Source organism: Anianabacter salinae (genome assembly GCF_019061145.1).
Taxonomy (GTDB): Bacteria; Pseudomonadota; Alphaproteobacteria; order Rhodobacterales; family Rhodobacteraceae; genus Anianibacter; species Anianibacter salinarum.
This window is the reverse complement of the sequence record NZ_JAHQZS010000007.1, coordinates 11,291-36,557: the sequence shown is the minus strand read 5'-3', so window position 1 is coordinate 36,557 and position 25,267 is coordinate 11,291. Positions and strand designations below refer to the sequence as shown.

Below are 25,267 nucleotides of genomic sequence, written 5' to 3'. Positions count from 1 at the left end.
GGACGCATGAAGGACTTCATCATACCTTGGGACGACCGCGATATGGGCACGCCTGCGCGCGAAGGCGCGCCGGTGACGCTGACCATCGACGGGTTCGCGGTGACGGTGCCCGAAGGCACCAGCGTGATGCGCGCCGCCGCCGAGGCCGGGATCGGGGTTCCGAAACTGTGCGCCTCGGACAATCTTGAGGCGTTCGGGTCGTGCCGTCTGTGCGTGGTCGAGATCGAGGGGCGGCGCGGCACGCCTGCCTCCTGCACGACGCCGGTGGCCGAGGGGATGGTGGTCCGGACCCAGTCGTCCAAGGTCAAGAAGATCCGGCGCGGGGTGATGGAGCTGTATATCTCCGACCATCCGCTGGATTGCCTGACCTGCTCGGCCAACGGCGATTGCGAATTGCAGGACATGGCGGGGGCCGTTGGCCTGCGCGACGTTCGCTATGCAGCCCCCGAGGGCGGCGCGCTGTCGAACCATTTCGCGCCGCGCGACACCTCGGGGCAGGCCAATCCCGAATGGCTGCCCAAGGACGACAGCAACCCGTATTTCACCTATGATCCGTCCAAGTGCATCGTCTGCAACCGCTGCGTGCGGGCCTGCGAAGAGGTGCAAGGCACCTTCGCGCTGACGATCTCGGGGCGCGGTTTCGACAGCCGGGTGTCGGCGGGCGAGGCGGGGGACAACTTCCTCGGCTCCGATTGCGTGTCCTGCGGCGCTTGCGTTCAGGCCTGCCCGACCGCGACCTTGCAGGAAAAATCGGTGATCGAGATGGGCACGCCCGACCGCTCGGTCGTGACGACCTGCGCCTATTGCGGCGTGGGCTGTTCCTTCAAGGCAGAGTTGCAGGGCGACCAACTGGTGCGGATGGTGCCCTACAAGCACGGCAAGGCCAATCGCGGGCATTCCTGCGTGAAGGGCCGCTTTGCCTATGGCTATGCCAGCCACAAGGATCGCATCCTGTCGCCGATGATCCGTGACCGCGTTGACGAGCCGTGGCGCGAAGTGTCCTGGGACGAGGCGCTTGGCTTTGCCGCCGACCGACTGCGCGGGCTTCAGGACAAATACGGCAAGAAGTCCATCGGCGTCATAACCTCAAGCCGCTGCACGAACGAGGAAACCTATCTTGTCCAGAAGCTGACGCGGGCGGTCTTCGGCAACAACAACACCGACACCTGTGCGCGGGTCTGCCATTCGCCCACCGGGTACGGGCTGGGCCAGACCTTTGGCACCTCTGCGGGCACGCAGGATTTCGACAGCGTGGAACACACCGACGTCGTGATCGTGATCGGCGCGAACCCGACGGACGGGCACCCGGTCTTTGCCTCGCGCCTGAAGAAGCGCCTGCGCGCCGGGGCCAGGCTGATCGTGATCGACCCGCGCCGCATTGATCTGGTGAAATCGGCGCATGTCGCCGCTTCCCATCACCTGCCGCTCCGCCCGGGCACCAATGTCGCCGTCGTGACCGCGCTGGCGCATGTCATCGTGACCGAGGGGCTGATGGACGAGGCGTTCATCCGCGAGCGCTGCGACTGGGACGAGTTCCAGGTCTATGCCGAGTTCGTCAGCGACGCGCGCCACAGCCCCGAGGCGACCGAGATGCTGACGGGCGTGCCGGCGGCCGAGATGCGCGCCGCCGCGCGGCTGTTCGCCACGGGAGGCAATGGCGCGATCTACTACGGCCTTGGCGTCACCGAGCACAGCCAGGGTTCGACCACCGTGATGGCCATCGCCAACCTCGCCATGCTGACCGGCAACATCGGGCGCAAGGGCGTCGGCGTGAACCCGCTGCGCGGCCAGAACAACGTGCAGGGCTCCTGCGACATGGGATCGTTCCCGCATGAATTGCCGGGCTACCGCCATGTGAAGGGCGCCGAGGTGCGCGACATCTTCAAGCAGGCCTGGGGCGTCGAGATCGACCCAGAGCCGGGCCTGCGCATTCCCAACATGCTCGATGCCGCTGTCGATGGCACCTTCAAGGGCCTGTATTGTCAGGGCGAGGATATCCTGCAGTCGGACCCCGACACCAAGCATGTCGCCGCCGGGCTTGCGGCGATGGAATGCGTTATCGTCCATGACCTGTTCCTGAACGAGACCGCGAACTACGCGCATGTGTTCCTGCCGGGTTCCACCTTCCTCGAGAAGGACGGGACTTTCACCAATGCCGAGCGTCGCATCAACCGCGTGCGCAAGGTGATGGCGCCGCGCAACGGGTATGAAGACTGGGAAGTGACGCAAGCGCTGGCGAACGCTATGGGCGGCGGCTGGAGCTATACCCACCCCAGCCAGATCATGGACGAGATCGCCGCGACCACGCCATCCTTCGCCGGGGTCAACTACGCCATGCTCGAAGAAAAGGGCAGCGTTCAGTGGCCCTGCAACGAGGCGCACCCCGAGGGCACGCCGCTGATGCACGTCGACGGCTTCGTGCGCGGCAAGGGGCGGTTCATCGTGACGGAATACGTCGCCACGGACGAACGCACCGGCCCGCGCTTTCCGCTGCTGCTGACCACTGGGCGCATCCTGTCGCAATACAACGTCGGCGCGCAGACACGTCGCACCGACAACGTCGTCTGGCACCAGGAGGATCTGCTGGAGATCCATCCCCATGACGCCGAGAACCGGGGTGTGAACGATGGTGACTGGGTGCGGCTGGCTTCGCGCTCGGGCGAGACGACGCTGCGGGCGACAGTGACCGACAAGGTCAGCCCCGGCGTGGTCTATACGACCTTTCACCACCCCGACACGCAGGCGAACGTCATCACCACCGATTATTCGGACTGGGCGACGAACTGCCCGGAATACAAGGTGACGGCGGTGCAGGTCGCGCCTTCGAACGGGCCGACCGGCTGGCAGGAGGACTATGCCGCGCAGGCAGAGATGGCCCGCCGCATCCTGCCTGCGGCGGAGTAGCGTCATGTCCGCCGCGCCCACCTTCAGCGCGCCCGGATGGTCGCACCGCAAGGACGGCACGCTTGCCGTGCATCGCACGCTGCTTGAGGAAACGCCGGTGGCGATCGTCTTCAACGGCACCGCGCAGGCGGTGATGATGGCGACCCCGGCGGACATCGCGGATTTCGCCCATGGCTTTGCGCTGACCGAAGGGGCGATCACCGACCCCGCGCAGATCGAGGGGTTCGAGATCGTGACCCATCCGCAGGGGATCGAGGCGCGGTTCTGGCTGACCGAGGACCGCGCCGATGCGCTGGCGGACCGGCGGCGCAGCATGGCCGGGCCGGTGGGCTGCGGGCTGTGCGGGATCGACAGCCTCGAGCAGGCCTTGCGCCCGGTGCCGCGCATCGCAGGCGACGGTTTGCGCCTGACGCGGCGAGAGGTGGCAGGGGCGACGGATGCCTTGCGCCCGCACCAGGCGCTGCACGATGTGACCCATGCGACCCACGCGGCGGGATTCCTGATGCCGGGCCGGGGCATGGTTCTGGTGCGCGAGGATGTCGGCCGCCACAACGCGCTCGACAAGCTGATCGGTGCGCTGGCCGCGCAGGGGATCGACCCTGCCAACGGCGCGGCGGTGATGACCTCTCGGCTGTCGGTGGAACTGGTGCAGAAATGCGCGGTGGCGGGCGTGCCCGCGTTGATCGCCGTTTCGGCGCCCACGGCGCAGGCGGTGCGTGTCGCCGAGACATCAAGGATCACGCTGGCGGCTTTCGCGCGCCAAGGCGGCTTCGATGTCTATTCCCATCCCCACCGCATCACCGACGAGGCCCTTGATGTCGCCTGACAAGATGGTCCGCATGGCCAACCAGATCGCCACGTTCTTCAAGACGCAGCCGAACGTGGACGCGCCCGAGAAGGTGGGCGACCACATCCGGGATTTCTGGGAACCGCGGATGCGCCAGCAGCTTGCAGAGCATGTCGCGCAAGGCGGCGACGGGCTGGACAGTGTGGTGATCCGGGCGGTGAAGCTGATCGCCTGACCGCGCCTGCGGGGGTTGCACCGGGCGGCCGCGCTGTGGCACCTCCCCGCCATGCCCCTGACGCTGCGCCAGAACGCCCCGTTCGAGTTGGTCACCCTGTCCGAGATGCTGACGGACGCGGCCGAGCTTGCCCTCGTGAACCCCAACGCAAAGCACCCGTTCGACCCGCTCGAATGGCAGGAGAAGTGGCTGAACGAGCCGGGAGATGCGTCGTTTTATGTCCTCGACGGGACCGATCCTGTCGGCTTTTTCGCCCTGCGCGTCGGGATCGGCCCCGAGGTGCGGCACCTGACCTATGTCTACATCGCGCCAGAGGCGCGCGGCGGGGCAGGGGCCGAGATGACCGCGCTTGTGGAAGACGCGGCGCGGGGGCTGGACGCGCTTTCGGTGACGCTCAAGGTCGAGACGGACAACGCGCCCGCGCACCGTGCCTATCTCAGCGCCGGGTATGAAGAACTGTCGCGCCGGGGCGGCATGGCGACGATGCGCAAGGACCTTGGCTGACCCTCAGAACACCTGCCCGAAGCTGCGCTTGAGGGCTACGTCGAGGTCTTCCATCGTGACCGGAAGGCCAAGATCGACCAGCGATGTCACGCCATGCTCGCGGATGCCGCAGGGCACGATGCCGTCGAAATGCGACAGGTCCGGCTCGACGTTGATCGACAGGCCGTGGAACGACACCCATTTGCGCAGGCGGATGCCGATGGCGGCGATCTTGTCCTCGCGCAGGCTGCCGTCCGGCATTGGCGGCTTGTCCGGGCGTTCCACCCAGACCCCGACGCGGCCCTCGCGGATATGGCCGTCGACGTTGAACTCGGCCAGTGCGGCGATCACCCAGGCCTCGAGATCCTGCACGAAGCGGCGCACGTCGCGGCCGCGCTTGCCGACATCGAGCATGACATAGGCCACGCGCTGGCCGGGACCGTGATAGGTGTATTGCCCGCCGCGCCGCGCCTGATGCACCGGAAAGCGGTCCGGGTCGGTCAGGTCTTCGGGCCGGGCAGAGGTTCCGGCGGTATAGAGCGGCGGGTGTTCCAGCAGCCAGATCGCTTCATCCGCGCGGCCCTCGGCGATGTCGGCGGCGCGCGCCTCCATCCGGTGCAAGGCATCCTCGTAGGGCACTAGGGCCTGCGACGTGATCCATTCGGTCATGGCCGTCAGCGGGGCAGAAGCCCCGCCTCCCGTATCCGGGGCACATTGGCGCGGCTGACCGGCACCTCGGCGCCGGTGGACAGGGTCAGGACGGCACGCTCTCCCTCGCGGCGGGCGGCGCGGATTTCGGCCACCGCCACCCAGTGCGCGCGGTGGACCTGCAGCCCGTTCGTCGCGCCCACTTCCTTCACCGCGTCTCCGAAGCGCATCAGCACCAGATCTTCCCCCGCTGTCGTCGTCACCCGGACGTAATGATCCTCGGCCGAAAGTGCCACCAGCGCGCCGCGCTTGTCGAACGCAAGACGGTCGAGGATCGGCGGCGTGCTGTCCCGGTCTTCCCCGCTCGGGTCCGCCGCGACCAGGGTGCGCGCCAGCATCTCCATCACCCCCGACACGATCAGCGCGATCACAAGGACGGTGCCGAAGAACCCGGCGGCCTCGGCGCGGCCCGGGACATAGCCAAGCGCGGCCCAGTTGATGACGAAGACCCCGGCACAGATCGCAAGGCCCGTGCACAGGTTCGCCACGGCAAGGGCCATCCAGTGTGGCACGCCCTGCAAGGGACCGCCCTGCAGCAGCCGGTTCACCGCGTAGCCGATGACATAGTTGACCGCGACATGCGCCGACCAGAAGGCAAGGCGCGGGACCGCCCGCAGGCTGTCTCCTGTGCCGAAGGGGCCCAGAATCGCCAGAAGCGCCGCGATGGCCAGCATCACGGCCCAGGTCGCCGGATGGGCGAAATGGGACCGTATCTCGCGAAGCGCGTGATGCGGGGGGCGGCGGCTCACGACTTGGCGTCTCCTTTCACGCAGGCGCGCTGGCAAGGATCGAGGCGCGCGCCCCATGGATAGGCATCGACACGGCCATTGCCAAGAAAGGACCGCGCCCATGACCTTCGATCCGCTTCTCGACGCTCCGCTGCACATCCAGCTTCACACCGCCGCCGCGACGCTTGCCCTCGTGCTGGGTCCGATGGCGATCCTGCGCCCGCGCAGGGACAGGCTGCACAAGTCGCTCGGCTATGTATGGGTCGCGGCGATGGCCTTCACGGCACTCAGTTCCTTCGCCATCGGCAATTTCGGCGTCATCGGCCCGGTGTCGCCGATCCACCTGCTTGCGGTTCTGGTGCTATGGTCGCTGTGGCGTGCGATGCGCGCGATCCTTGCCGGGAACGTGCGGCTGCACCGGGTCATCATGCAGAACCTCTACTGGAAGGGGCTGCTAATCGCCGGGCTGTTCAACTTCCTGCCCGGCCGCACGCTGAGCCGGGCGCTGCTGCCCGACACGCCAGAAGCCGGGTGGGCGGTGATCGGGGCCGGGCTGGCGCTGATCTTCGCGCCCGAGCTGCGCCGAATCGGTTTGTTCCGCCCTTTGCGCCGATTGTCCGGATCAGCGCCGATTGCCGCCGAGGGCAGCACGGATCGCTGATCGGGCGCACGCCATTGCGGCGCCGACAGGATGGAATCCGCGGAAAATGCTTCCTGAGGATGCCGTCGCGGAAGACACACCCCTGAATTGTGCTACGCTTCGCGCCAGTGCTCGGCCCGTCTTTCTGGAGATTTCCCATGTTCGCTCGCAAATACCTGTTGTCCGCCTCTTTTGCTGCGGCGCTTTCCGCCGCGCCCGCCGCCCCCGTCTTCGCCCAGGGTGAAATCGTGGGAGGCATCATCGGCGGAATTATCGGCGGCGCCATGATGAACGCCAACAATCCGCGCACGCGCACCGTCTACCGCTCGACCGGCGTTGCCAGCGCGACGCGAGAGCAGAACCGCCAGGTGCAGACTTCGCTCAACTACTTCGGCTTCCCTGCGGGCACCCCGGACGGCGCGCTTGGCCCGACCAGCCGCGCGGCGATCTCGCAATACCAGGCCTTCATGGAGCTGCCCGCGACCGGGCAACTGACCGAGTTCGAACGCAACGTGCTTGTCACCGCCTACACCCGCGGCCAGTCAGGCGCGCCCGATGCGATGCGCCTGATCTCGCGCGATCCGCAGGGCGCCAAGGCGCTGCTCAAGGATCAGTACAAGGTGATGGCCGGGGGCGGTTCGTCGCGCGGCGGTGTGGGTTATGCCGGTCTGCCGATCGAGGTCTCGGACGCCATCGACGAGATCGCGGACAGCTCGGACCCCTCGGCGGAACAGCTTCTTCAGCGCGCGGGGTTCATCCAGCTTGCCGACCTGAACGGCGACGGCAACAACGACTACATCCTCGACACGTCCTTCGCCGGGTCGAGCTTCTGGTGCAGCGCGGTCCAGTGCAAGTCGCTGGTCTTTGCCTCGACGCCCGATGGCTATCGCCGCAACGATCTTCTGATGGCGGACCCCGGACCCGATGATTTCGACTGCATGGGCGGCAGCTGCACCGTAATGGTCGCGGCACCGGCGCCCGCACCCGAGCAGGACAGCGGCGACACGACGCTCTCCGTGGCGGGCGGCTTGCCGTCGCTGCCGGGGGCAGGAGGGCTGCCGACCTTCGGGGCGGCCGCCGCGCAAACCGCGCTGTCCAGCCATTGCGGCCGCGTCAGCCTGGTCACCAATGCCAACGGCGGCTTCACCACCATCGACCGCATCAACGACACCAACCTCGTGTTGAACGAACAGTTCTGCCTTGCGCGGACCTATTCCATCGAGGAAGGCAACCAGACGGCGGCCGGCCTGCAGGTCACCCGCGATCAGGTGGCGCAACTTTGCAGCGCCTACGGCGCGGCGATGAAGGACAGCGTGGCGGCGACGTCGCTCAAGCCGCGCCCCGAGGTGATCCAGCAGGTCGGCAGCTTCATCCTGTCCAGCGGCAAGGACCCGTCCGAGCTGACCCTGACCTCGCGCATCTGCCTGGGCTATGGCTACCAGAGCGATGACACAGGGATCGCGCTGGGCTCGGCGCTTCTGCTCGTGGTGCTGGGAGAAGGGGCCTACGGCGAGTTGGTCGGGCACCACCTGCACCAGGGCATCGGCCTTGCGAAACGGCAGGACCTTGCGCAGGACTGGTACTTTGCCAGCCTCGACGCGGTCGAGAACGGCGCCACCCGCGTCTTCGCCCCGACGGTCACCGAACGCCCCGACCTGATCCGCGCGGCGCTGACCGGCGGGTCTGGAACAATTGTCCAGGCGCCTGCCGAAAGCAAGGCTCCGGTTGCGGCCTTGCCGACGTTCAAGGTCAGCCAATAGCGTCAGGCCGGAGCCTGCATTCAGGCTCCGGCAATCTGCCGCGAAATTCCTGCAAATCCCCCTTGGCATCGCTGCGGCTAGTCGCTAGACACCCCTCACTTCACGGCGTGCGGTCGTGGCGGAATTGGTAGACGCGCAGCGTTGAGGTCGCTGTGGGGTAACTCCCGTGGAAGTTCGAGTCTTCTCGACCGCACCAAAACTCCCCTGCCTTGTCGAATGAATGCGGGATATGGCTCTTGGCCATGTCCGAAGCCTGATGTCGTGCTGACCGCATGGATCCTGCGGTGGCGACGCCCGGTGTGGCGCATATGGGCCGATCTGTGCACGGTAATCCCCCCGATCTTGGGGGGATAATGCCTGAAGTGCCGTCGGTTCCTCCGTTTGCCTTGCCCGCGCTGCCTTACGGTTGATCCCCCGCGCGGGCGATGTCGGGGCGCAGCAGGTCGTCAAGGAGGGCGGACAGGTCCTCGATCTGCTCGGCGACGATGTGGGTGACGCCTGCCTCGCGCTGCAGCTTGCCGGTGACGCGCAGGAGACGCCCCGCGATCACCGCGCGGCGAAAGCGTTCGTAGACGTGGCGCCAGACGATGACGTTGGATACGCCCGTCTCGTCTTCGAGCGTGATGAAGATGACGCCCTTGGCGGTGCCGGGGCGCTGGCGCACCAGCACCAGCCCGGCCACCGTCACCCGTGCGCCGGCCGGCGGATCGGCCAGCTGGCCGTGCGGCAGCGCGCGCGGCGGGCGCGGCCACCGGCGAGGTCCGGGGCGGGGCCGGTCGTCAGGGTCGCGGTGATGCCCATCGTGATGCCCGTGTTGGGGCTCGTGTGGGGGGGTGTTCGGCAAGGACTCCATAAGAACGAATGTAGAACATTCACGACCGCGCGCAAGCCGTCATCGGCTCTGGAAACGCTGCGTGAAATCGCCTATCCCTCGATCCTGACTGTTACGAGGCAGAACGATCCGAGGGGAAGGCAGATGGCCAAGATCACCTATATCGAGCATGACGGCACCGAGCATGTGGTGGATGTCGCGAACGGCATGACCGTCATGGAAGGCGCCCGCGACAACGGCATTCCGGGTATCGAGGCCGATTGCGGCGGCGCCTGCGCCTGTTCCACCTGCCATGTCTATGTCCATCCCGACTGGGTCGGCAAGCTGCCGGGCAAGGAGGCGATGGAAGAGGACATGCTCGATTTCGCCTATGAACCCGATCCCGGCCGCTCGCGCCTGACCTGCCAGTTGAAGGTGTCGGACGCGCTGGACGGTCTTGTGGTGCAAATGCCCGAAAAGCAGATCTGATGCCTGCGGGGGCGCCGCGTCTGCGTTGCCTCCTCTGGCGGCCGCGCGCCCGCGGCGCTGCGGTGCTGGCGGCGCTTGTGGTGGGCGGTCTGGCCTCGGCCGGGGACGCCCAGACCATCACCGCCGCCGACTATGCCGACCCCACGACGCGCTACGACCACGGCATCCTTGGCGATGCGGTCGAATGGGGCACGCTGGTGCTGACCCTGTCGAACGGCACGCGGCGGCGGCTGGTGCTGCCCGAGAGCCGGGTGTTCGAGGATGTCGCGCCGCGCCTTGCCGATCTGGACCTTGACGGTGCGCCCGAGGTGATCGCGGTCGAGACCGACATCGCGCGCGGCGCGCGCCTGTCGGTCTATGACGAGACCGGACTTGTCGCCGCGACACCGCATATCGGCCAGACCCATCGCTGGCTGGCGCCGGTGGGCGCTGCGGACCTCGACGGCGACGGGCGGGTCGAGATCGCCTATGTCGACCGCCCGCATCTGGCGCGGGTGCTGCGGGTCTGGCGGTTCGAGGACGGCGCGCTGCGCGAGATCGCGGCCGCCGACGGCCTGACCAACCACCGCATCGGTGATCCCGCCATCGCGGGGGGCTTGCGCGATTGCGGCGCGGGGCCCGAGATGATCACGCTGGATGCGGGCTGGGCCCGGGTGATGGCCTCGCGCCTGGCTGGCGGGACGATCGAGACGGCGGAGGTGGCAGAGGCCGCGGCGCTGCAGGACGTTCTGGACTGCAAGCGGTAATCCCGGTGGAACGCCCCGGCGCGGGCATTTAGCCCGCTTGGGGCGTGCGAGATGTTCCCTCTCGCGCTCTCCCGAGTATTTCGGGACCAAAGATGGGACAGGGGCGCCTGCGGGTCAGTCGAGGGCGCGCCAGCCGATGTCGCGGCGGTGCACGCCCCCGGGCCAGTCGATCCCGTCCACCATGGCATAGGCGCGGGTTTGCGCCTCGCGCAGCGTGGCGCCGCGCGCGGTGACGCCGAGGACGCGGCCGCCGTTCGAGACGATCCGGCCTTCGGTCTCGGCGGTTCCTGCGTGGAACACCATTTGCTGCGATGTCTCGGGCAGGGCGGCGAGGCCGCCGATCGGCTCGCCTTTCGCATGGGCGCCGGGGTAGCCTTGCGCGGCCAGCACCACGGTCAGCGCGTGATCGTCAGCCCAGGAGACGCGGGCTTCGGCCAGGCGGCCCTCGGCGCAGGCCTGGATCAGGTCGAGCACCTGTGCGCCGAGGCGCATCATCAGCACCTGCGCCTCGGGATCGCCGAAGCGGACGTTGTATTCGACAAGGCGCGGGGCGCCGTTCTCGATCATCAGTCCGGCATAGAGCACCCCCTGGTAGGGCGTGCCGCGGCGGGCCATTTCGGCGATGGTGGGGCGGATGATCTCGGCCATGGCGCGGGCCTCGATTTCGGGCGAAAGCACCGGCGCGGGCGAATAGGCGCCCATGCCGCCGGTGTTCGGGCCGGTGTCGCCCTCGCCGATGCGCTTGTGGTCCTGCGCGGTGCCGATGGCCAGCACGTCGGTGCCGTCCGACAGCACGAAGAACGAGGCTTCCTCGCCTGACATGAATTCCTCGATCACCACTTCGGCGCCCGCGCTGCCGAAGGCGCCGTCCAGCATGTCGTCGATGGCGGCATGGGCCTCGGCGATGGTCATGGCGACGACGACGCCCTTGCCCGCCGCAAGCCCGTCGGCCTTGACGACGATGGGGGCGCCTTGCGCGGTCACATGGGCGCGCGCGGCGGCGGCGTCGGTGAAGCGGGCCCAGGCGGCGGTGGGGATGTTCGCCGCGTCGCAGATTTCCTTGGTGAAGGCCTTGGACGCCTCGAGCCGGGCGGCGGCGGCAGAGGGGCCGAAGCAGGCGATCCCGGCCGCAAGCACCCTGTCCGCGACACCGGCGGCCAGCGGCGCCTCTGGCCCGACGATGACGAGGTCGATGGCGTTGTCGGCGGCGAACACCGCGACCGCGGCGCCGTCGAGGATGTCGAGCGCGGCACAGTCGGCGATGGCGGCGATCCCGGCGTTGCCGGGGGCGACGATCAGCCGGTCGCACTTGGGGTTCTGCATCACTGCCCAGGCGAGGGCATGTTCGCGGCCTCCGCCGCCGAGGATCAGGATGTTCATGGCAGATGGGTCCCGTTCTGAGGCGTGAGTTCGTCTAGGGGGTTCCGGGAGGCTTCACAAGACGCGGCGGGTCATGCGGGCTTTTCCTTCGGCGCGGGCGGGGATAGCGTCGGGGCATGGATCTGATCGACGATGACGGCCCGGACGGCGAGAGCGGACCCGGCGACAACACCCACGAATTCACCGTCTCGGAGATTTCGGGCGCGGTGAAGCGCGTGGTCGAGGGCGAGTTCGCCCATGTCCGGGTGCGCGGCGAGGTCGGACGCGTGTCGCGGCCGCGGTCCGGGCATGTGTATCTCGACCTTAAGGATGATCGCTCGGTCCTTTCGGGGGTGATCTGGAAAGGTGTCGCGGGGCGCTTGCCGACCCAGCCCGAGGAGGGGCTGGAGGTGATCGCGACCGGGCGGCTGACGACGTTCCCGGGCCAGTCGAAGTACCAGATGGTGATCGAGGACATCCGCCCGGCGGGCGCGGGCGCGCTGATGGCGATGCTGGAAGAGCGCAAGAAGAAGCTTGCCGCCGAAGGATTGTTCGATCCCGCGCGCAAGCGGCCGATCCCGTTCCTGCCAGAGATCATCGGCGTCGTCACCTCGCCTTCGGGCGCGGTGATCCGCGACATCCTTCACCGGCTGCGCGACCGGTTCCCGCGCAAGGTGCTGGTCTGGCCGGTGGCGGTGCAGGGGGCGAAATGCGCCCCCGAGGTGGTGCGCGCGATCGAGGGCTTCAACGCGCTGACGCCGGGCGGTCCCCTGCCGCGCCCCGACCTGATCATCGTGGCGCGCGGCGGCGGGTCGATCGAGGATCTGTGGGGCTTCAACGAGGAAAGCGTTGCGCGCGCGGCGGCAGCGTCAGGCATTCCGCTGATCTCGGCGGTAGGGCACGAGACGGACACGACGCTGATCGACTACGTCTCGGACTACCGCGCGCCGACGCCCACGGCGGCGGCAGAGCGTGCGGTGCCGGTGCGGCTGGACCTTCTGGCCTGGGTGGATCAGCAGGACGCGCGGCTGACGCGGGCGATGACGCAAGCCACCGGCCAGCGGCGGCAGCGGATGATGGATCTTGCGCGCGCGCTGCCACGTCCCGAGACGCTGGTCGCGACGGCGGCGCAGCGGCTGGATCTATGGGGAGAGCGGTTGCCGCGCGCCCTGATCGCGGTGACACGGGACAAGCGTGTGGCCTTGGCGGACGCGGCGGCGGCGCTGCGCCCGGCGACGTTGCGGCGCGGTCTGGTGGACCGCCGGCAGGCGGTGGGCGGGCTGTCGGCGCGGCTGGCCCCGGCGCTGGTTCGGACGCTGGCCGACGGCAAGCGGCGGCTGGACGACAGGGCGCGGGGGCTGCGCCTGTCGGTGATCGAGCGCGACACGGCGCGCAAGCGGGGCGATCTCGACCGGCTGGCGGCACGGCTGGCCACGGCGGGCCGAGCACAAACGGGGGGATGGCGCGACCGGCTGGAGGCGCTGGAGCGTCTGCGCCAGACGCTTGGCTATACCGAGACGCTGAAGCGCGGCTATGCCGTGGTGCGTGCGGGCGACGGCGTGGTGACGCGCAAGGCCGATGCCGAGGTGCAGGGAGCGCTCGAGATTGAGTTCGCGGACGGCCGCCTTGGGGTCATTCCGGGCGGCGGCGGCGCTGCGGGCGGCAAACCGAAGAAGCCCAAGGCCCCGCCGCCCGAGCAGGGCAGCTTGCTGTAGGCGCCTAGACGCCGACCTCGGGGCCCGGGCAGAACAGTGGCTCGGGGCTTTGGCCGATCTCGTACAGCTCGCGCCCGTCGTCCACGTTCTCGAACTTCGCGGCCAGCCCGCCGGGGCGGTCGTAGAAGGTCCAGCACTGCGGTTCCAGGTTATCCTCGTAGACGAAACAGATCGCCTCGCCCGCCTCGAACCATTCGCCTTCCCTGCATTCGTCTTCGGTAAAGGCCCAGCGGACGCGGCGGTTCGGCAGGTATTCCTCGATGCCGTAGACGATCCCGCCTTCGGCGTAGGTCAGGGTTTTTCCGGTGACATAGGCTTCGAATTCCGACGCGGTCATCGGGGTTTCGGCCATCAGCGCGGTCGGGGCGATCAGCAGGGCGGCAACAAGATGTCTCATGGGCCTGAGCCTGCCAGATGCTGCGGCACCGGGCCAGTCACAAAGCGGCCAGCGGCCCTTGTCTCGGCGGTTACTCGGCAGCCATCGCGGGGTGCGCGTCATCCCATGCGTCGACGGCCCAGTTGGCGGCGCGGTGGTCCATCATGCGGTGCCAAAGCGGCGGAATGAGCGCGATCGCGCCCATCAGGGGCAGGGAATGCGGCAGGGTCGGCGCCTCGGCCGGGGCGGGCACGGTCAGCGCCGGGAACCGATCGCCGGGGTGCGCGTGGTGGTGCGAGTGGCGCGGCGCGTTCAGCATCATGTAGCTGGAGGCAGGCAGCGGCGCGTTCCAGCTGATCCGGTCCGACACCGGCGCCAAGCGGCCGTCGGCCAGGTGCGCGCGGCGCAGGCCGTAGTGCTGCACGTAGTCCGACAGCAGAAGCTGGGTCTGTGCATAGGCCGACAGCCCGGCCCAGACCGCGACGCCGGTGATCCCGCCAAGACCATAGGCCAGCGCGGCGGCAAGCGCCGTGATGGCGCCGTAGCGCAGGTAAGGGTGCAGACCGCCGCGACCGCGCCGCCGCTCTGCCTCGATCCGAAGGCCCCGCCGGAACGAGCCGATCCAGGCGCGGGGCGCGTAGCGATAGAACGACATGCCCAGCGGGGCGGAGTTGGGGTCGCTGTCGGTGCCGACGTTGCGGTGATGCACCAGCACATGCGCCGAGGCATGGTGCCCGAAACCCAGCGCGGCATAGACGGCGACGCCAAGGCCATGCAGCCCCCGGCGGGTGGAATGGATCAACTCGTGCGCGTTCGAATTGGCGATCTGACCGAGGTAGAGGCCAGCCGCCATGAACACCATGACACTGGCGGGCCAAGACAGCGCGGTGGCGCCAGACAGCGCGAAGACCACGACCGCCAGCAGCGCGAGGTGGGTCAGCGCGAGCGTGGCGGCAAGGCGGTCAGAGGCGGGGAACTCGACCCCCGGGAGCGCCTCTGGCGCGGCTTCGGCGATCAACTCGTCGATCACGAAGACCAGAACGCCCATCAGGCCGATCGCGGCCACGGCCCAGAACCCGCCCCACAGCGCGCCCGCCGCGATCAGCGGGGCGGGGGCAAGGCTGGCGATCGTGAACAGGGCGGCGGGTTTCAACATTGGAACAGGCTATCGCGCGGGGCGGGCAGGGTTGCGGAACGGATGCGGCGGAAACGGGGCGAAGACAGGAAAGAATGGGCATTTCGCCGCAAATTGACAGGGCCGGGGAAGCGGGCCGGCCATTTGGCGCCGGCCCGTCAAGCCCGGTGATTGCCGGACGGGCGCGCAGCCTTCGCCCTTCCATCCCCGGGTTCGACGGATTAGGTCAAGGATAACGCGCCCGCGGGAGACCCCATGTCGTTTTTCGGAAAGCTCAAGGATCGCCTGTTCAAGTCCTCGTCCAAGCTCGAGGACGGGCTGGACGCCATCGTGGAAGAGGGCGGTGACGACACGGCGCCTCCCGAAGCGTCTGTTGATACATCGACGCCGTTGCCCGCCGCCGAGCCGTCCGGCGGCATCGTCGGCCGGATGCTCGGGCGCGCCGACGACGGGCCACGCCGGGTGCTGGACGACGCGATGCTGGAGCAGCTGGAAGAATTGCTGATCCAGTCCGACATGGGCGTCGATACCGCGCTGCGCGTCTCTGCCAACCTCGCCGAGGGACGCTTCGGCAAGCGCCTGTCCTCGCGCGAGATCCGCGCCGCGCTGGCGCAGGAAATCACCCGGATCATGGAACCTGTCGCCAAGCCGATGCCGATCTACCAGAAACGGCCGCAGGTGGTGCTGGTTGTCGGCGTGAACGGGTCGGGCAAGACCACCACCATCGGCAAGCTGGCCAGCCAGTTCCGCGCCGCGGGCAAGTCGGTGGTGATCGCGGCGGGCGATACCTTTCGCGCCGCTGCCGTCGAGCAGCTTCAGGTCTGGGGAACGCGCGCGGGCGTGCCGGTGCTGACCGCGCCGCAAGGGTCCGACCCTGCCAGCCTTGCCTATGATGCCATGACCAAGGCCGAGGCCGACGGCGCCGATCTTCTGCTGATCGACACGGCGGGGCGGCTGCAGAACCGCCAGGACCTGATGGAGGAACTGGCCAAGATCGTCCGGGTGATCCGCAAGAAGGACCCCGAGGCGCCGCACAACACGCTTCTGGTGCTGGATGCCACGACGGGCCAGAACGCGCTCAGCCAGGTCGAGATATTCCAGAAGCTGGCCGATGTGTCGGGGCTGGTGATGACCAAGCTGGACGGCACCGCCAAGGGCGGCGTGCTGGTGGCGCTGGCCGACCGTTTCGGCCTGCCGATCCATGCCATCGGCGTGGGCGAGCAGATCGACGATCTGTCCGCCTTCGATCCCGAGGAATTCGCGCGGGCGTTGACCGGAACGGGCGATTGACCGCTCAGTCCTGGTGCGGATACACGCGCCGCAAGAGCCACAGGACGACCAGCGCCAGACCGACCGCGATCAGCGCCAGCACGATCCGCCCCAGCCCGCAGGCCAGCCCCAGCGCGCCCGCCATCCACATGCCCGCGCCGGTGGTCAGCCCCTGCACCGACCCCTGCCGCGTCAGGATCGACCCCGCGGCCAGGAACGCGACCCCTGCCGTCACCGCCTCGATCAGGCGCAGCGGATCAACGCGCAGCGCGTCGTCGCGCGAGGTCTCGATCGCGATCAGATCGAACGCCAGCAGCGTGAACAGGCAGGAGGCCAGTGCGATCAGCATGTGGGTGCGCATACCGGCGGGCTTGTCGTGCACCTCGCGCTCCCATCCGACGAGACCGCCGAGCACGATCGCGCAGATCAGCCGCGCCAGCGCGGTCTGCCAGGCGAGGCCCGGAAACGGGGCCGAGAAATCGGCAAGCAGATCAGCCATGGTGGTCCTTCGCGCAGCTCTTGCAGGCAAACGCCGCTGCGCCCCGGTCCGGTTCCCGAGAGGCTTGCCGTGACCGAATGGCTCTTGTCCATCGAAGGCACCGAGACAGGCCACCGCATGGCGCTGATCCTTGCGCTGACGGCGGCGGTCCTGCACGCGGTGTTCGGGGCGCTGCAAAAGGGGCGGCATGATCCCTGGCTGTCGCGCGGGGCGATCGACGCGAGTTACGGTCTGATGGCGCTGCCGGTCGCGCTGTTCCTCGTGCCGCGCCCCACGCCGCAGGTCTGGTGGCTGCTGGCGGGCGCCTTCGTGATCCACGCGATCTACAAGTATCTGCAGGCCTTCGCCTACACCAAGGGCGCCTATACGGTGGTCTACCCGGTGGTGCGCGGCACCGGGCCGCTGTTCGCCGTGTTCGGCGCCTGGATCGTCTTTGGCGAGGTGTTCACGCCGGTGCAATGGATGGGCGTCGCGGTGCTGCTGGCGGGGATCTTCGGGCTGGCGGCCTACAACCTTGTGTTCCTGCAGATTGCCCGCGACACGCTGCCCGCCGCACTGACGCTGGCGGTGATGACCGGCTGTTTCGTCGCGATCTACACGACCTGGGACGCCTACGGCATCCGCGCGCCGCTGAACCCATTCACTTTCCTTGCATGGTTCTTCGTGCTGGATTCGCTGTCTGTCCTGCCCATCGCGGCGGTCCGTTACGCGCGCATGGCGGATCGCCCCGCGCCCGGTCCGCTGTGCTTGCGCGGGCTGATCGGCGGGGTCATCGCCTTTGGCAGCTTCGGCTCGGTGATGATGGCAACACGGCTCGACAAGGTGGGCGAGGCGGCGGTCCTGCGCGAGACCTCGACGGTGTTCGCCGCGCTGATCGGCTGGCTGGTGCTGGGCGAAACCGTCGGCCCGCGCCGCATCGCGCTGATGGCGTTGATTGCGGCGGGCGCCGTGATAGTTGAAACGGGCGGATGAGAAGGAGCCGGAGCATGGCAGAGAAAGAGATCGGCAAGGGCCTCAAGATGGCGCTGGACCTGGGGCCGGTGGCCGCGTTCTTCATCGGCTACATGCTGCTGAAGGATGCGACCTATACCATCGGCGGGCGGGACTATTCCGGTTTCGTCCTGATCACCGCCGCGTTCATCCCGGTGCTGGCCTTCACCACGTTCCTCTTGTGGCGGCTGACCGGCACCCTGTCCAAGATGCAGCTTGTGACGCTGGTGCTCGTGGGGCTGTTCGGCGGGCTGACGGTGTGGCTCAACGACGAGCGGTTCTTCAAGATGAAGCCCACTCTGATCTACGCGCTGTTCGCGGTGATCCTTGGCGTCGGGCTGCTGCGCGGGCAGTCCTATCTGCGTTTCGTGATGTCCGAAGTGGTGCCGCTGGACGATGCCGGCTGGATGATCCTCACCCGCCGCGTCGCCGTCTTCTTCGCGGGCCTCGCGATCCTGAACGAGGTGATCTGGCGCACCATGTCGACGGACGCCTGGGTGAACTTCAAGACCTTCGGCCTGACCATCGGCATCTTCGTCTTCTTCATCGCGCAGTCGGGGTTGTTTGCCCGGCACGGGACGGAGAAGGACAGCTAGGACCGCGCCAGTCCAGCGCCGCCCCAGGGGCCGCGCAGGCGCGGCAGCCTCACGGGGATCAGCCGCGACCAGCGCGGGTCTTGCGCGGGGGCGATCTGGCGCAGCAGGCCAAGGGGCAGGGCCGCCCGGTCGCGGATCAGTGCGCGGTAGAGCGGGAACAACCCGGGGCGCAGGTAGGATGACCAGTGGCAGACGCGGGTCTTCGGCGCCGGGATGCGGAAACCCAGCGCGGCCAGCCCCTCGCGGGTGCGGTCCTTGTCGATCTGCAGGTCGACCCAGTTACGCGGCGCGTTGCGCAGGCCCGAGCCGATCGTGCGCCCCAGCCGGAAGCCACCCACGAACCCCTCGAACAGCGCGTCGAACACATCGTTCTCGCGGCTGGTGACGTTCACGACCTCGGCGCTGCGCCCGGCGGGGGTGTCGAGCGCCGCCTGCGCCTCGTGCGTAAAGGCGGCCGCCGACAGCAGCACGACCCGCCCGACCGCCCCCGCGCCGCTGGCCGACAACGCCGTCAGCGCGACACGCGCGCCCAGCGAATGCGCCATGATGTCCACCGGGCCCGCGCGGTGGCATGCGATCATCCGCAGCAGCCGCGCCAGCGCCGCACCCGCGATGCCTGCGCGGTGCCAGGCCTGCCAGATGTCGCCTGACCCGTCCCACCCCAGTGCGATCGCCAGCCCCTCGTGCCCGTCGCCGCGCCCGAAGCCGAGGTGGCGCGGCCAGGACAGCGCCTTCCAGCAGGCCCGGCGAGGGGCCATCGACAAGATGTGGCGATGCGGCGAGGTCTCGTGCCGGAAGGGCGAGAACTTGAACCCGTGGATCATCACCACGACGGGCGCTCCGGGCGGCAAGGCGGCCAGCGCCGCCGCCAGGGTGCCGTCAAGATTGCCGTCCCCGTGCAGGGCGGGACGATCCGACTGGGCATTGACGCGTAGAAGGGGCAAGGGCGTGCCTCCACAACATCTTGTGTCGCGGCGTAGACCAGACATGCGACAGAGCCGTGAAAGCCGCGTTACAGGACCGTGACGCGATTGACGTGCAACGCATTTGGCGGTAGCTGCGAAGGACGTGGCGATTTGTGCTCCGGCTTGCGGGCCACGTTAAATATTCCGCTAAAGAGGTCTGGGATGCCCACGGTGGCCCCCGGCGCTTCTGCTCTGGGGGCTTTTTGTTGCGCAATAGGAGGCGCAGGCACATGGCATCGGATTGGAAAACCCGCACGAAACTCGTCCACGACGGCATCCGCCGCAGCCAGTACGGCGAAGTGTCCGAGGCGATCTTTCTTACCCAAGGGTTCGTCTACGACACCGCCGAACAGGCCGCGCAGCGGTTCCAGAAGATCGGCGACGACGAATTCATCTACGCCCGCTATGGCAACCCGACGGTGCGGATGTTCGAGGAACGTCTTGCCGCGCTTGAAGGCGCCGAGGACGGCTTTGCCACCGCATCGGGCATGGCAGCGGTCAACGCCGCACTGATGTCGATGCTGCGGGCGGGCGATCATGTGGTGTCGTCAGAGGCGCTGTTTGGCTCGTGCCTGTATATCCTCGAGGACATCCTGATGCGCTACGGCGTCGAGGTGACGTTCGTCGACGGCACCGATCTTGACGCCTGGCGGGCGGCGATCCGCCCCGGCACCAAGGCGGTGTTCATGGAAACCATGTCGAACCCCACGCTCGACGTGATCGACCTGCGCGGCGTATCGGACCTGGCGCACGCGGTTGGCGCGACGGTGATCGTGGACAACGTCTTTGCGACCCCGATCTTCAGCCGCGCGCTGGAAAATGGCGCCGACGTCGTGGTCTATTCCACCACCAAGCACGTCGACGGTCAGGGGCGCTGTCTGGGCGGCATCGTGCTGGGAACGAAGGACTATATCCGCAAGACGCTGGAGCCGTACCTCAAGCATACCGGGGGCGCGATGAGCCCGTTCACGGCCTGGGTGATGCTCAAGGGGATGGACACTCTCGATCTGCGCGTGCGCGCACAGGCCTCCAGCGCCCAAGCCATCGCCGAGGCGCTGGCGGGGCACGAAGGTCTCAGCCGCGTGGTGTTCCCTGGCCTGCCGGATCATCCGCATCACGCCATCGTGACGGACCAGATGGACGGGCCGGGCACCATCCTCGCGCTCGAGATCAGGGGCGGGCAAGCTGCGGCGTTCCGTTTCCTCAACGCCCTCGAAATCATCCTGATTTCCAACAATCTTGGGGATTCCAAGTCGATCGTGACCCATCCCGCGACCACGACGCACCAGCGGCTGAGCGATGCGCAGAAGGCGCGGCTGGGCATTTCCGACGGTCTTGTGCGGCTTTCGGTCGGTCTTGAGGATACGGGTGACCTGATCCGCGACATTCTGGACGCGCTCAAACACATCTGACCGGGGCTGGCGTCCGTATCAGGTGTCAAATGTTTGGAAATCCGCGGCGGTTCATCTTACATATGGACCCCGCAGGGTGCGGATGAGGATGCCATGAACTTCCATACCCCAGATATCGACAAGGCTCCCGACCGTGAAGAGGCGCGCCGGGCGCTTGCGCTTCTGCGCGCCTGGGCACGGACAGCCGACGATGCCGAGATCGCGACGCTCGATCCGGCCATCGCGCGGCTGATCCCGGGGCAGGAGATGTCGAACTATCCCGCGCTCGCCCGCGAATACCCCGAAGATTTCGGCGTCGATGCCGCCTACAAGGCGTCGCTGCCCGACCTGCAGAACGGCCCGTCCAGCCTGATCCGGGGCGAGAAGGCGGACATCCAGCATGTCGGCATCTCGAATTTCCGCCTGCCGATCAAATATCACACCCGCGACAATGGCGATCTGACGCTTGAGACCTCGGTGACCGGCACGGTCAGCCTCGAGGCCGAGAAGAAGGGCATCAACATGTCGCGCATCATGCGCACCTTCTACGGCCATGCCGAGCGGACATTCTCGTTCGAAGTGATAGAGGCGGCGCTCGATGACTACATGCGCGATCTGGAAAGCTTCGACGCGCGCATTCAGATGCGCCTGCGGTTTCCGCTCAAGGTGCCGTCGCTGCGCTCGGGGCTGCAAGGCTACCAGTATTACGACATCGCGCTCGAACTGATCGAGACCGGCGGGGTGCGCCGCAAGATCGTGCATCTGGACTATGTCTATTCCTCGACCTGCCCCTGCTCGCTCGAACTGTCGGAACATGCCCGGCAGGTGCGCGGGCAACTCGCCACGCCGCATTCGCAGCGCTCCGTGGCGCGGGTTTCGGTTGCGATCAATCCCGAGGCAGATTGCCTGTGGTTCGAGGACCTTATCGAGATGTGCCGCGACGCGGTGCCGACCGAGACACAAGTGATGGTCAAGCGCGAGGACGAGCAGGCGTTCGCGGAACTGAACGCCGCCAACCCGATCTTCGTCGAGGATGCCGCGCGCCTGTTCTGCGCCGAATTCCTGAAGGATGACCGGATCGGCGATTTCCGCGTCGTGGCCAGCCACCAGGAAAGCCTGCACAGCCACGATGCCGTGTCCGTGTTGACCCACGGCGACACCTTCGCGGCGCAAAGCCTCGATCCGCACCTGTTCGCCACGCTGCATCACCCGGGATAAGACCTTGGCGCGGCGGTGATGCCTGTGCTTGACAGCCTCGCACCGCCCGGCCAAGCGTGGCGGTCATGTTCGACCTGCGCCCCGTCGCCTACCTGATCGGCATTCTCGTCGCGGTTCTTGGACTGTCGATGACCCTTCCGATGTTCGTCGACCTCTACTTCGGAAACGATCACTGGCTGGCGATGCTGGAAGCGTCGGTGGTGGTGACCTCGGCGGGCGCGCTTGTCGCGCTGGCTTCGGCCAACTCTGCCGGCGGGCGCCTGACGATCCGCCAGACGTTCCTGGTGACCACCGCCGTCTGGGTCATGCTGCCGGTGTTCGGCGCGGTGCCCTTTGTTCTGGGCGCGACCGAGGCGCGGGTCGTCGACGCCTTTTTCGAGGCGATGTCCGGCCTGACCACCACCGGCTCGACAGTGTTCACCGGGCTGGAACGGCTGCCACAGGGGCTGCTCTTGTGGCGCTCGATGCTGCAATGGTTCGGCGGGATCGGGATCATCATCGTGGCGATGGTGTTCCTGCCGGAACTCAAGGTCGGCGGCATGCAGATCTTCCGCTCCGAGGCGTTCGACACCGACGGCAAGGTGCTGCCGCGTGCCGCGCAGATCGCATCGCGGATCGGCGCCGCCTACGTGGCGCTGACCTTCGGCTGCTTCCTGTCCTACCTTGCCACAGGGATGGGCACTTTCGACGCGGCGAACCATGCGCTGACCACGTTGTCGACGGGCGGCTTTTCCACATACGACGCCAGTTTCGGCCAGTTCCAGGGGCCTGCCGAGTATGTCGCCTCGGTGTTCATGATCTTGGCGAGCCTGCCCTTCGTGCGCTACGTGCAACTCTTGGCCGGGTCGGTTATGCCATTGCGGCGCGACAGCCAGGTGCGAGTTTTCATCGTGCTGATCTTGGGGCTTGTCGCCCTGATGACCGTTTACCGCATCCTCGCGAACGGGGACCATTTCGAGCATGCGCTGCGCGAGGCGACGTTCAACATCACCTCGATCATCACCGGCACCGGCTATGCCAGCGTGGATTACCAGCTTTGGGGCACCTTCCCGGTGGTACTGTTCTTTTTCGTGGGTCTGATCGGCGGCTGCGCGGGATCGACCTGTTGTTCGGTCAAGATCTTTCGCTACCAGATTCTCTTTGCCTCGATCTCGGCGCAGATCCGCAAGATCCACTCGCCGCACGGGATGTTTTCGCCGCGCTATGACGGACGGACCGTGGGCGAGGACGTGCTGTCTTCGGTCATGGCCTTTTTCGTCCTGTTCTTCGTGACGATGGGCGTAATGGCGGTGCTTCTGGCGGCGACGGGGCTTGATACCGTCACCGCCTTGTCCGGCGCTGCAACGGCCATGGCCAATATCGGACCGGGCCTTGGCGATACCATCGGACCCGCAGGCAACTTCGCAACGATCAACGACACTGCCAAATGGCTGCTGACGTTCTGCATGCTCTTGGGGCGGCTCGAGATCATGTCGGTCTTCGTGATCCTCACGCCGATGTTCTGGCGCGAGTAGTCGGCACAAGACAAAGGCCCCGCCGTGAAGCGGGGCCTTTGATCAGTCGACTGGCGGTCTTCGCTCAGTTCCAGCAGCTGACCAGAACGGTCATGTCGCCCGCGATGCGCGTCAGGTCCTCGGGCGCGAGTGATGCGCTCTTGTCCGATGCCGAGGGGCTGAACCCCGCCTGCGACAGGAACCCGCCGATGGCGGTGGCGTCGGCGGCAAAGGTCACGTCCTCGGGCAGCACCTGTCCGGTGCCGTCCTGTTCGGGCAACAGCATCCCAAGGACGGCGCCCGTGGTGTCGAACACCGGGCCGCCCGCGTTCCCGGGCCGCGCCATCAGCGCAAGACGCTTGACGTTGTCCTGCCCCTGCAGCCCGCGCACGTCCTCGAGCGTGCCGAAGGTCAGCGTCGGCGCCGACAGCACCCCGTCATAGGGATAGCCTGCCACCGCGATCTCGGACTGAAGCCGCGGCACGGCGGCCTGAAAGCGGGCATAGTCGATCGGCGAAAGCTGCGTGTTCGGCCGCAGAAGCGCCAGACCCAGCGCATCGTCCCGCGCTGCAACGGTTGCGTCATACGCCTCTTCGATGGTCACGCGCTCGCAGCCATCGACCGCCTCGGTCGTGGTCAGCACAGACCCGCGCGCATCGACGTAGAAGCCAGAGCGCGTGCGCTCGGGGCGGCGGATGCGCAGGCCGGACAGAAGGTCGATGCGCTGCTCCATCTGGCCGTCGCCGACGACGTCGGGCAGGACGGCATCGGGCAGGGCGGTAAAGCTCGCCTGCATCTCGTTCAGCACGTATTCGCGGATACGTTCGTCGCGGAACCCGTTCGGCCAGATCAGCGTGAAGCCCTTCACATGGCCATTGCCCAGTTGCGCATAGGTGTGGGACGAGATGCGCGCGTTCTGCCCGGTCAGGGTAAAGCTGTCGCGGGTGCGGTTGCGCTCGCCCTCGACAGGCACGATTTCCAGCGTCTGCATGATGTCATAGAGGCCCAGCAGCGTGCTTTCGCTGCCGGTCTGGCTTATCAGCAGCACCCGGACGCCGTTGTCGTCCTCGCTGGGGTAATGCGCGAAGGGCGGATCGTAGCGGTCGAAATCCACAAGCCCCATCGGCAATTGCATCTCGATACCGGCACGCGTGTCGCGAACGACGCGCAGGCCCAGTTCGGAAAAGACGGCGTCGTAGTCGGACAGCAGTTGCGCGCGCTGGCGGGAGGTCAGAACGCCCGTCGCCTCCAGCCCTTCGCTGCGTTGATACTCGGCCATCGACCCGCGGGTTCCGGGGCCAAAGGCGGCGTCGATGGCGCCGTTGTAAAAGCCGAACCACCGCAGCGCGACCTGCAACTCGGCGCGTTCGTCGCGCCCAAGCTGCGCTTCGCTTTGCAGGGCCTCCTGCCGGGTTTCCTCGGGTTCCGGCTCGGCGATCACGATCTGCTCGGGCTGGGTCTGCTCGGGGGCGGGCGCCTCTGCGGTCTGGTCGGCGTCTGGCTGCGCGGGTGCATCCAGTTCGCTGGTCTGGATCGTGCCGTCCGTGTCGCCTTCGGCCAGCGCGTCGCTCAGATCCTCGGTCGAGATCGCGCCATCGCCTGCGGTCTCCGCAAGCGCGGTCGATCCCACGGGGTAGAACTGTTCGGAATAGACGTCACTTGTCACGATAAAGCTGTCGCGCGGGATCGCGCCGTCTGTCCGCAGGGTCCGCAGGCGTTGCGACGCGGCCTCGGGATCGAGCGGCCCGATGGCCACCGCATACCAGCCAGAGCCAAGCCGCAATCCGTTCACGTCGCGCAGGATCTCTGCATAGCCGCGCGCTGATTGCTCGGCTTCGGCGAGGCTGGGGAACGCCTCGATCTGCACCCAGCTTTGTTGCGCCTCGGCGCGCGCACCGATCGTCGCCAGCACCATCGCCACGATAGTCAAGAAAATCCGTCGCATTCCCACTCCTCGTTCCACCCGAGTC

Annotated in this window: 24 protein-coding genes, 1 tRNA gene and 1 riboswitch; of the genes, 16 read left to right on the top strand and 9 right to left on the bottom strand. The window is 67.5% G+C overall.

The genetic code is table 11. The annotated features are described in order from the left end of the window. Positions 1–6 precede the first annotated feature (6 nt). From fdhF to KTJ87_RS16590, 4 genes are read left to right on the top strand one after another with little or no spacing between them, the layout of a single operon-like run. Complete coding sequence (fdhF, locus tag KTJ87_RS16605) at positions 7–2,904, top strand: formate dehydrogenase subunit alpha (RefSeq protein ID WP_267140274.1); 2,898 nt, start codon at positions 7–9, stop codon at positions 2,902–2,904. Positions 2,905–2,908: 4 nt separating this feature from the next. Further along, positions 2,909–3,730, top strand: a complete 822-nt coding sequence (fdhD, locus tag KTJ87_RS16600) for a formate dehydrogenase accessory sulfurtransferase FdhD (protein WP_267140273.1) — start codon at positions 2,909–2,911, stop codon at positions 3,728–3,730. Beyond that, the gene (locus tag KTJ87_RS16595; protein ID WP_267140272.1) at positions 3,720–3,926 is read left to right on the top strand and encodes a formate dehydrogenase subunit delta; all 207 of its coding nucleotides are present in this window, start codon (positions 3,720–3,722) and stop codon (positions 3,924–3,926) included. The genes fdhD and KTJ87_RS16595 overlap by 11 nt, the downstream gene beginning before the upstream one ends. Positions 3,927–3,977: 51 nt before the next feature. Next, complete coding sequence (locus KTJ87_RS16590; RefSeq protein WP_267140271.1) at positions 3,978–4,430, top strand: GNAT family N-acetyltransferase; 453 nt, start codon at positions 3,978–3,980, stop codon at positions 4,428–4,430. Between the two features lie 3 nt (positions 4,431–4,433). Here the strand turns inward: KTJ87_RS16590 and lipB are convergent, their stop codons facing one another. Beyond that, on the bottom strand, positions 4,434–5,078 hold the full coding sequence (gene lipB / locus KTJ87_RS16585) for a lipoyl(octanoyl) transferase LipB (protein ID WP_267140270.1): 645 nt from the start codon (positions 5,076–5,078) through the stop codon (positions 4,434–4,436). 5 nt (positions 5,079–5,083) lie between these two features. Then, positions 5,084–5,866 (bottom strand): LytTR family DNA-binding domain-containing protein, encoded by a 783-nt coding sequence (locus tag KTJ87_RS16580; RefSeq protein WP_267140269.1) that lies wholly within the window; start codon positions 5,864–5,866, stop codon positions 5,084–5,086. A 100-nt stretch (positions 5,867–5,966) separates the two neighbouring features. Here KTJ87_RS16580 and KTJ87_RS16575 point away from each other — a divergent pair, with 100 nt between their 5' ends. From KTJ87_RS16575 to KTJ87_RS16565, 3 genes are all read left to right on the top strand, one after another. Further along, positions 5,967–6,506 (top strand): DUF2306 domain-containing protein, encoded by a 540-nt coding sequence (locus tag KTJ87_RS16575; protein WP_267140268.1) that lies wholly within the window; start codon positions 5,967–5,969, stop codon positions 6,504–6,506. 137 nt (positions 6,507–6,643) lie between these two features. Further along, the gene (locus tag KTJ87_RS16570) at positions 6,644–8,245 is read left to right on the top strand and encodes a peptidoglycan-binding domain-containing protein (protein WP_267140267.1); all 1,602 of its coding nucleotides are present in this window, start codon (positions 6,644–6,646) and stop codon (positions 8,243–8,245) included. Positions 8,246–8,354: 109 nt separating this feature from the next. After that, positions 8,355–8,441 (top strand) — tRNA-Leu (locus tag KTJ87_RS16565). 204 nt (positions 8,442–8,645) lie between these two features. On the opposite strand, the gene KTJ87_RS16560 is transcribed toward KTJ87_RS16565, so the two are convergent. Next, positions 8,646–8,975, bottom strand: a complete 330-nt coding sequence (locus KTJ87_RS16560; protein WP_267140314.1) for an OB-fold nucleic acid binding domain-containing protein — start codon at positions 8,973–8,975, stop codon at positions 8,646–8,648. Between the two features lie 246 nt (positions 8,976–9,221). Between KTJ87_RS16560 and KTJ87_RS16555 the strand changes: the two genes are divergently transcribed. After that, entirely contained in the window at positions 9,222–9,545 is a 324-nt protein-coding gene (locus tag KTJ87_RS16555) for a 2Fe-2S iron-sulfur cluster-binding protein (RefSeq protein ID WP_267140266.1), read from the top strand. A 62-nt stretch (positions 9,546–9,607) separates the two neighbouring features. After that, entirely contained in the window at positions 9,608–10,291 is a 684-nt protein-coding gene (locus KTJ87_RS16550; RefSeq protein ID WP_267140265.1) for an FG-GAP repeat domain-containing protein, read from the top strand. A 114-nt stretch (positions 10,292–10,405) separates the two neighbouring features. On the opposite strand, the gene purD is transcribed toward KTJ87_RS16550, so the two are convergent. Next, positions 10,406–11,671, bottom strand: a complete 1,266-nt coding sequence (purD, locus tag KTJ87_RS16545) for a phosphoribosylamine--glycine ligase (RefSeq protein WP_267140264.1) — start codon at positions 11,669–11,671, stop codon at positions 10,406–10,408. A gap of 116 nt (positions 11,672–11,787) precedes the next feature. Here purD and xseA point away from each other — a divergent pair, with 116 nt between their 5' ends. After that, positions 11,788–13,365, top strand: a complete 1,578-nt coding sequence (gene xseA / locus KTJ87_RS16540) for an exodeoxyribonuclease VII large subunit (RefSeq protein WP_267140263.1) — start codon at positions 11,788–11,790, stop codon at positions 13,363–13,365. Positions 13,366–13,369: 4 nt separating this feature from the next. Here the strand turns inward: xseA and KTJ87_RS16535 are convergent, their stop codons facing one another. Both KTJ87_RS16535 and KTJ87_RS16530 read right to left on the bottom strand, forming a co-directional pair. After that, a complete protein-coding gene (locus KTJ87_RS16535) occupies positions 13,370–13,762 on the bottom strand; it encodes a hypothetical protein (RefSeq protein WP_267140262.1) in 393 nt (130 codons plus the stop codon). Between the two features lie 70 nt (positions 13,763–13,832). After that, complete coding sequence (locus KTJ87_RS16530; protein ID WP_267140261.1) at positions 13,833–14,897, bottom strand: alkane 1-monooxygenase; 1,065 nt, start codon at positions 14,895–14,897, stop codon at positions 13,833–13,835. A gap of 234 nt (positions 14,898–15,131) precedes the next feature. Between KTJ87_RS16530 and ftsY the strand changes: the two genes are divergently transcribed. Further along, a complete protein-coding gene (gene ftsY, locus KTJ87_RS16525; RefSeq protein WP_267140260.1) occupies positions 15,132–16,166 on the top strand; it encodes a signal recognition particle-docking protein FtsY in 1,035 nt (344 codons plus the stop codon). 4 nt (positions 16,167–16,170) lie between these two features. Here the strand turns inward: ftsY and KTJ87_RS16520 are convergent, their stop codons facing one another. Then, positions 16,171–16,644 carry an MgtC/SapB family protein gene (locus KTJ87_RS16520; RefSeq protein WP_267140259.1) on the bottom strand — a complete coding sequence of 158 codons (474 nt, stop codon included), beginning with the start codon at positions 16,642–16,644 and terminating at the stop codon, positions 16,171–16,173. A 69-nt stretch (positions 16,645–16,713) separates the two neighbouring features. Here KTJ87_RS16520 and KTJ87_RS16515 point away from each other — a divergent pair, with 69 nt between their 5' ends. Both KTJ87_RS16515 and KTJ87_RS16510 read left to right on the top strand, forming a co-directional pair. Next, a complete protein-coding gene (locus KTJ87_RS16515; protein ID WP_267140258.1) occupies positions 16,714–17,616 on the top strand; it encodes an EamA family transporter in 903 nt (300 codons plus the stop codon). A gap of 14 nt (positions 17,617–17,630) precedes the next feature. After that, complete coding sequence (locus KTJ87_RS16510) at positions 17,631–18,230, top strand: inner membrane-spanning protein YciB (protein ID WP_267140257.1); 600 nt, start codon at positions 17,631–17,633, stop codon at positions 18,228–18,230. On the opposite strand, the gene KTJ87_RS16505 is transcribed toward KTJ87_RS16510, so the two are convergent. Next, positions 18,227–19,174, bottom strand: a complete 948-nt coding sequence (locus KTJ87_RS16505; RefSeq protein WP_267140256.1) for a lipase family protein — start codon at positions 19,172–19,174, stop codon at positions 18,227–18,229. The two genes, KTJ87_RS16510 and KTJ87_RS16505, sit on opposite strands and share 4 nt — an antisense overlap. Before the next feature lie 114 nt (positions 19,175–19,288). Next, positions 19,289–19,367: riboswitch (SAM riboswitch) on the top strand. 58 nt (positions 19,368–19,425) lie between these two features. Between KTJ87_RS16505 and metZ the strand changes: the two genes are divergently transcribed. The 3 genes from metZ to KTJ87_RS16490 all read left to right on the top strand — a co-directional run bounded on the left by metZ (position 19,426) and on the right by KTJ87_RS16490 (position 23,318). Beyond that, positions 19,426–20,607 (top strand): O-succinylhomoserine sulfhydrylase, encoded by a 1,182-nt coding sequence (gene metZ / locus KTJ87_RS16500; protein WP_267140255.1) that lies wholly within the window; start codon positions 19,426–19,428, stop codon positions 20,605–20,607. Between the two features lie 93 nt (positions 20,608–20,700). Further along, positions 20,701–21,804 (top strand): GTP cyclohydrolase FolE2, encoded by a 1,104-nt coding sequence (gene folE2 / locus KTJ87_RS16495; RefSeq protein ID WP_267140254.1) that lies wholly within the window; start codon positions 20,701–20,703, stop codon positions 21,802–21,804. Positions 21,805–21,869: 65 nt separating this feature from the next. Then, a complete protein-coding gene (locus tag KTJ87_RS16490; RefSeq protein ID WP_267140253.1) occupies positions 21,870–23,318 on the top strand; it encodes a TrkH family potassium uptake protein in 1,449 nt (482 codons plus the stop codon). Between the two features lie 64 nt (positions 23,319–23,382). Here the strand turns inward: KTJ87_RS16490 and KTJ87_RS16485 are convergent, their stop codons facing one another. Further along, the gene (locus tag KTJ87_RS16485) at positions 23,383–25,242 is read right to left on the bottom strand and encodes a trypsin-like peptidase domain-containing protein (RefSeq protein ID WP_267140252.1); all 1,860 of its coding nucleotides are present in this window, start codon (positions 25,240–25,242) and stop codon (positions 23,383–23,385) included. Positions 25,243–25,267: the final 25 nt, after the last annotated feature.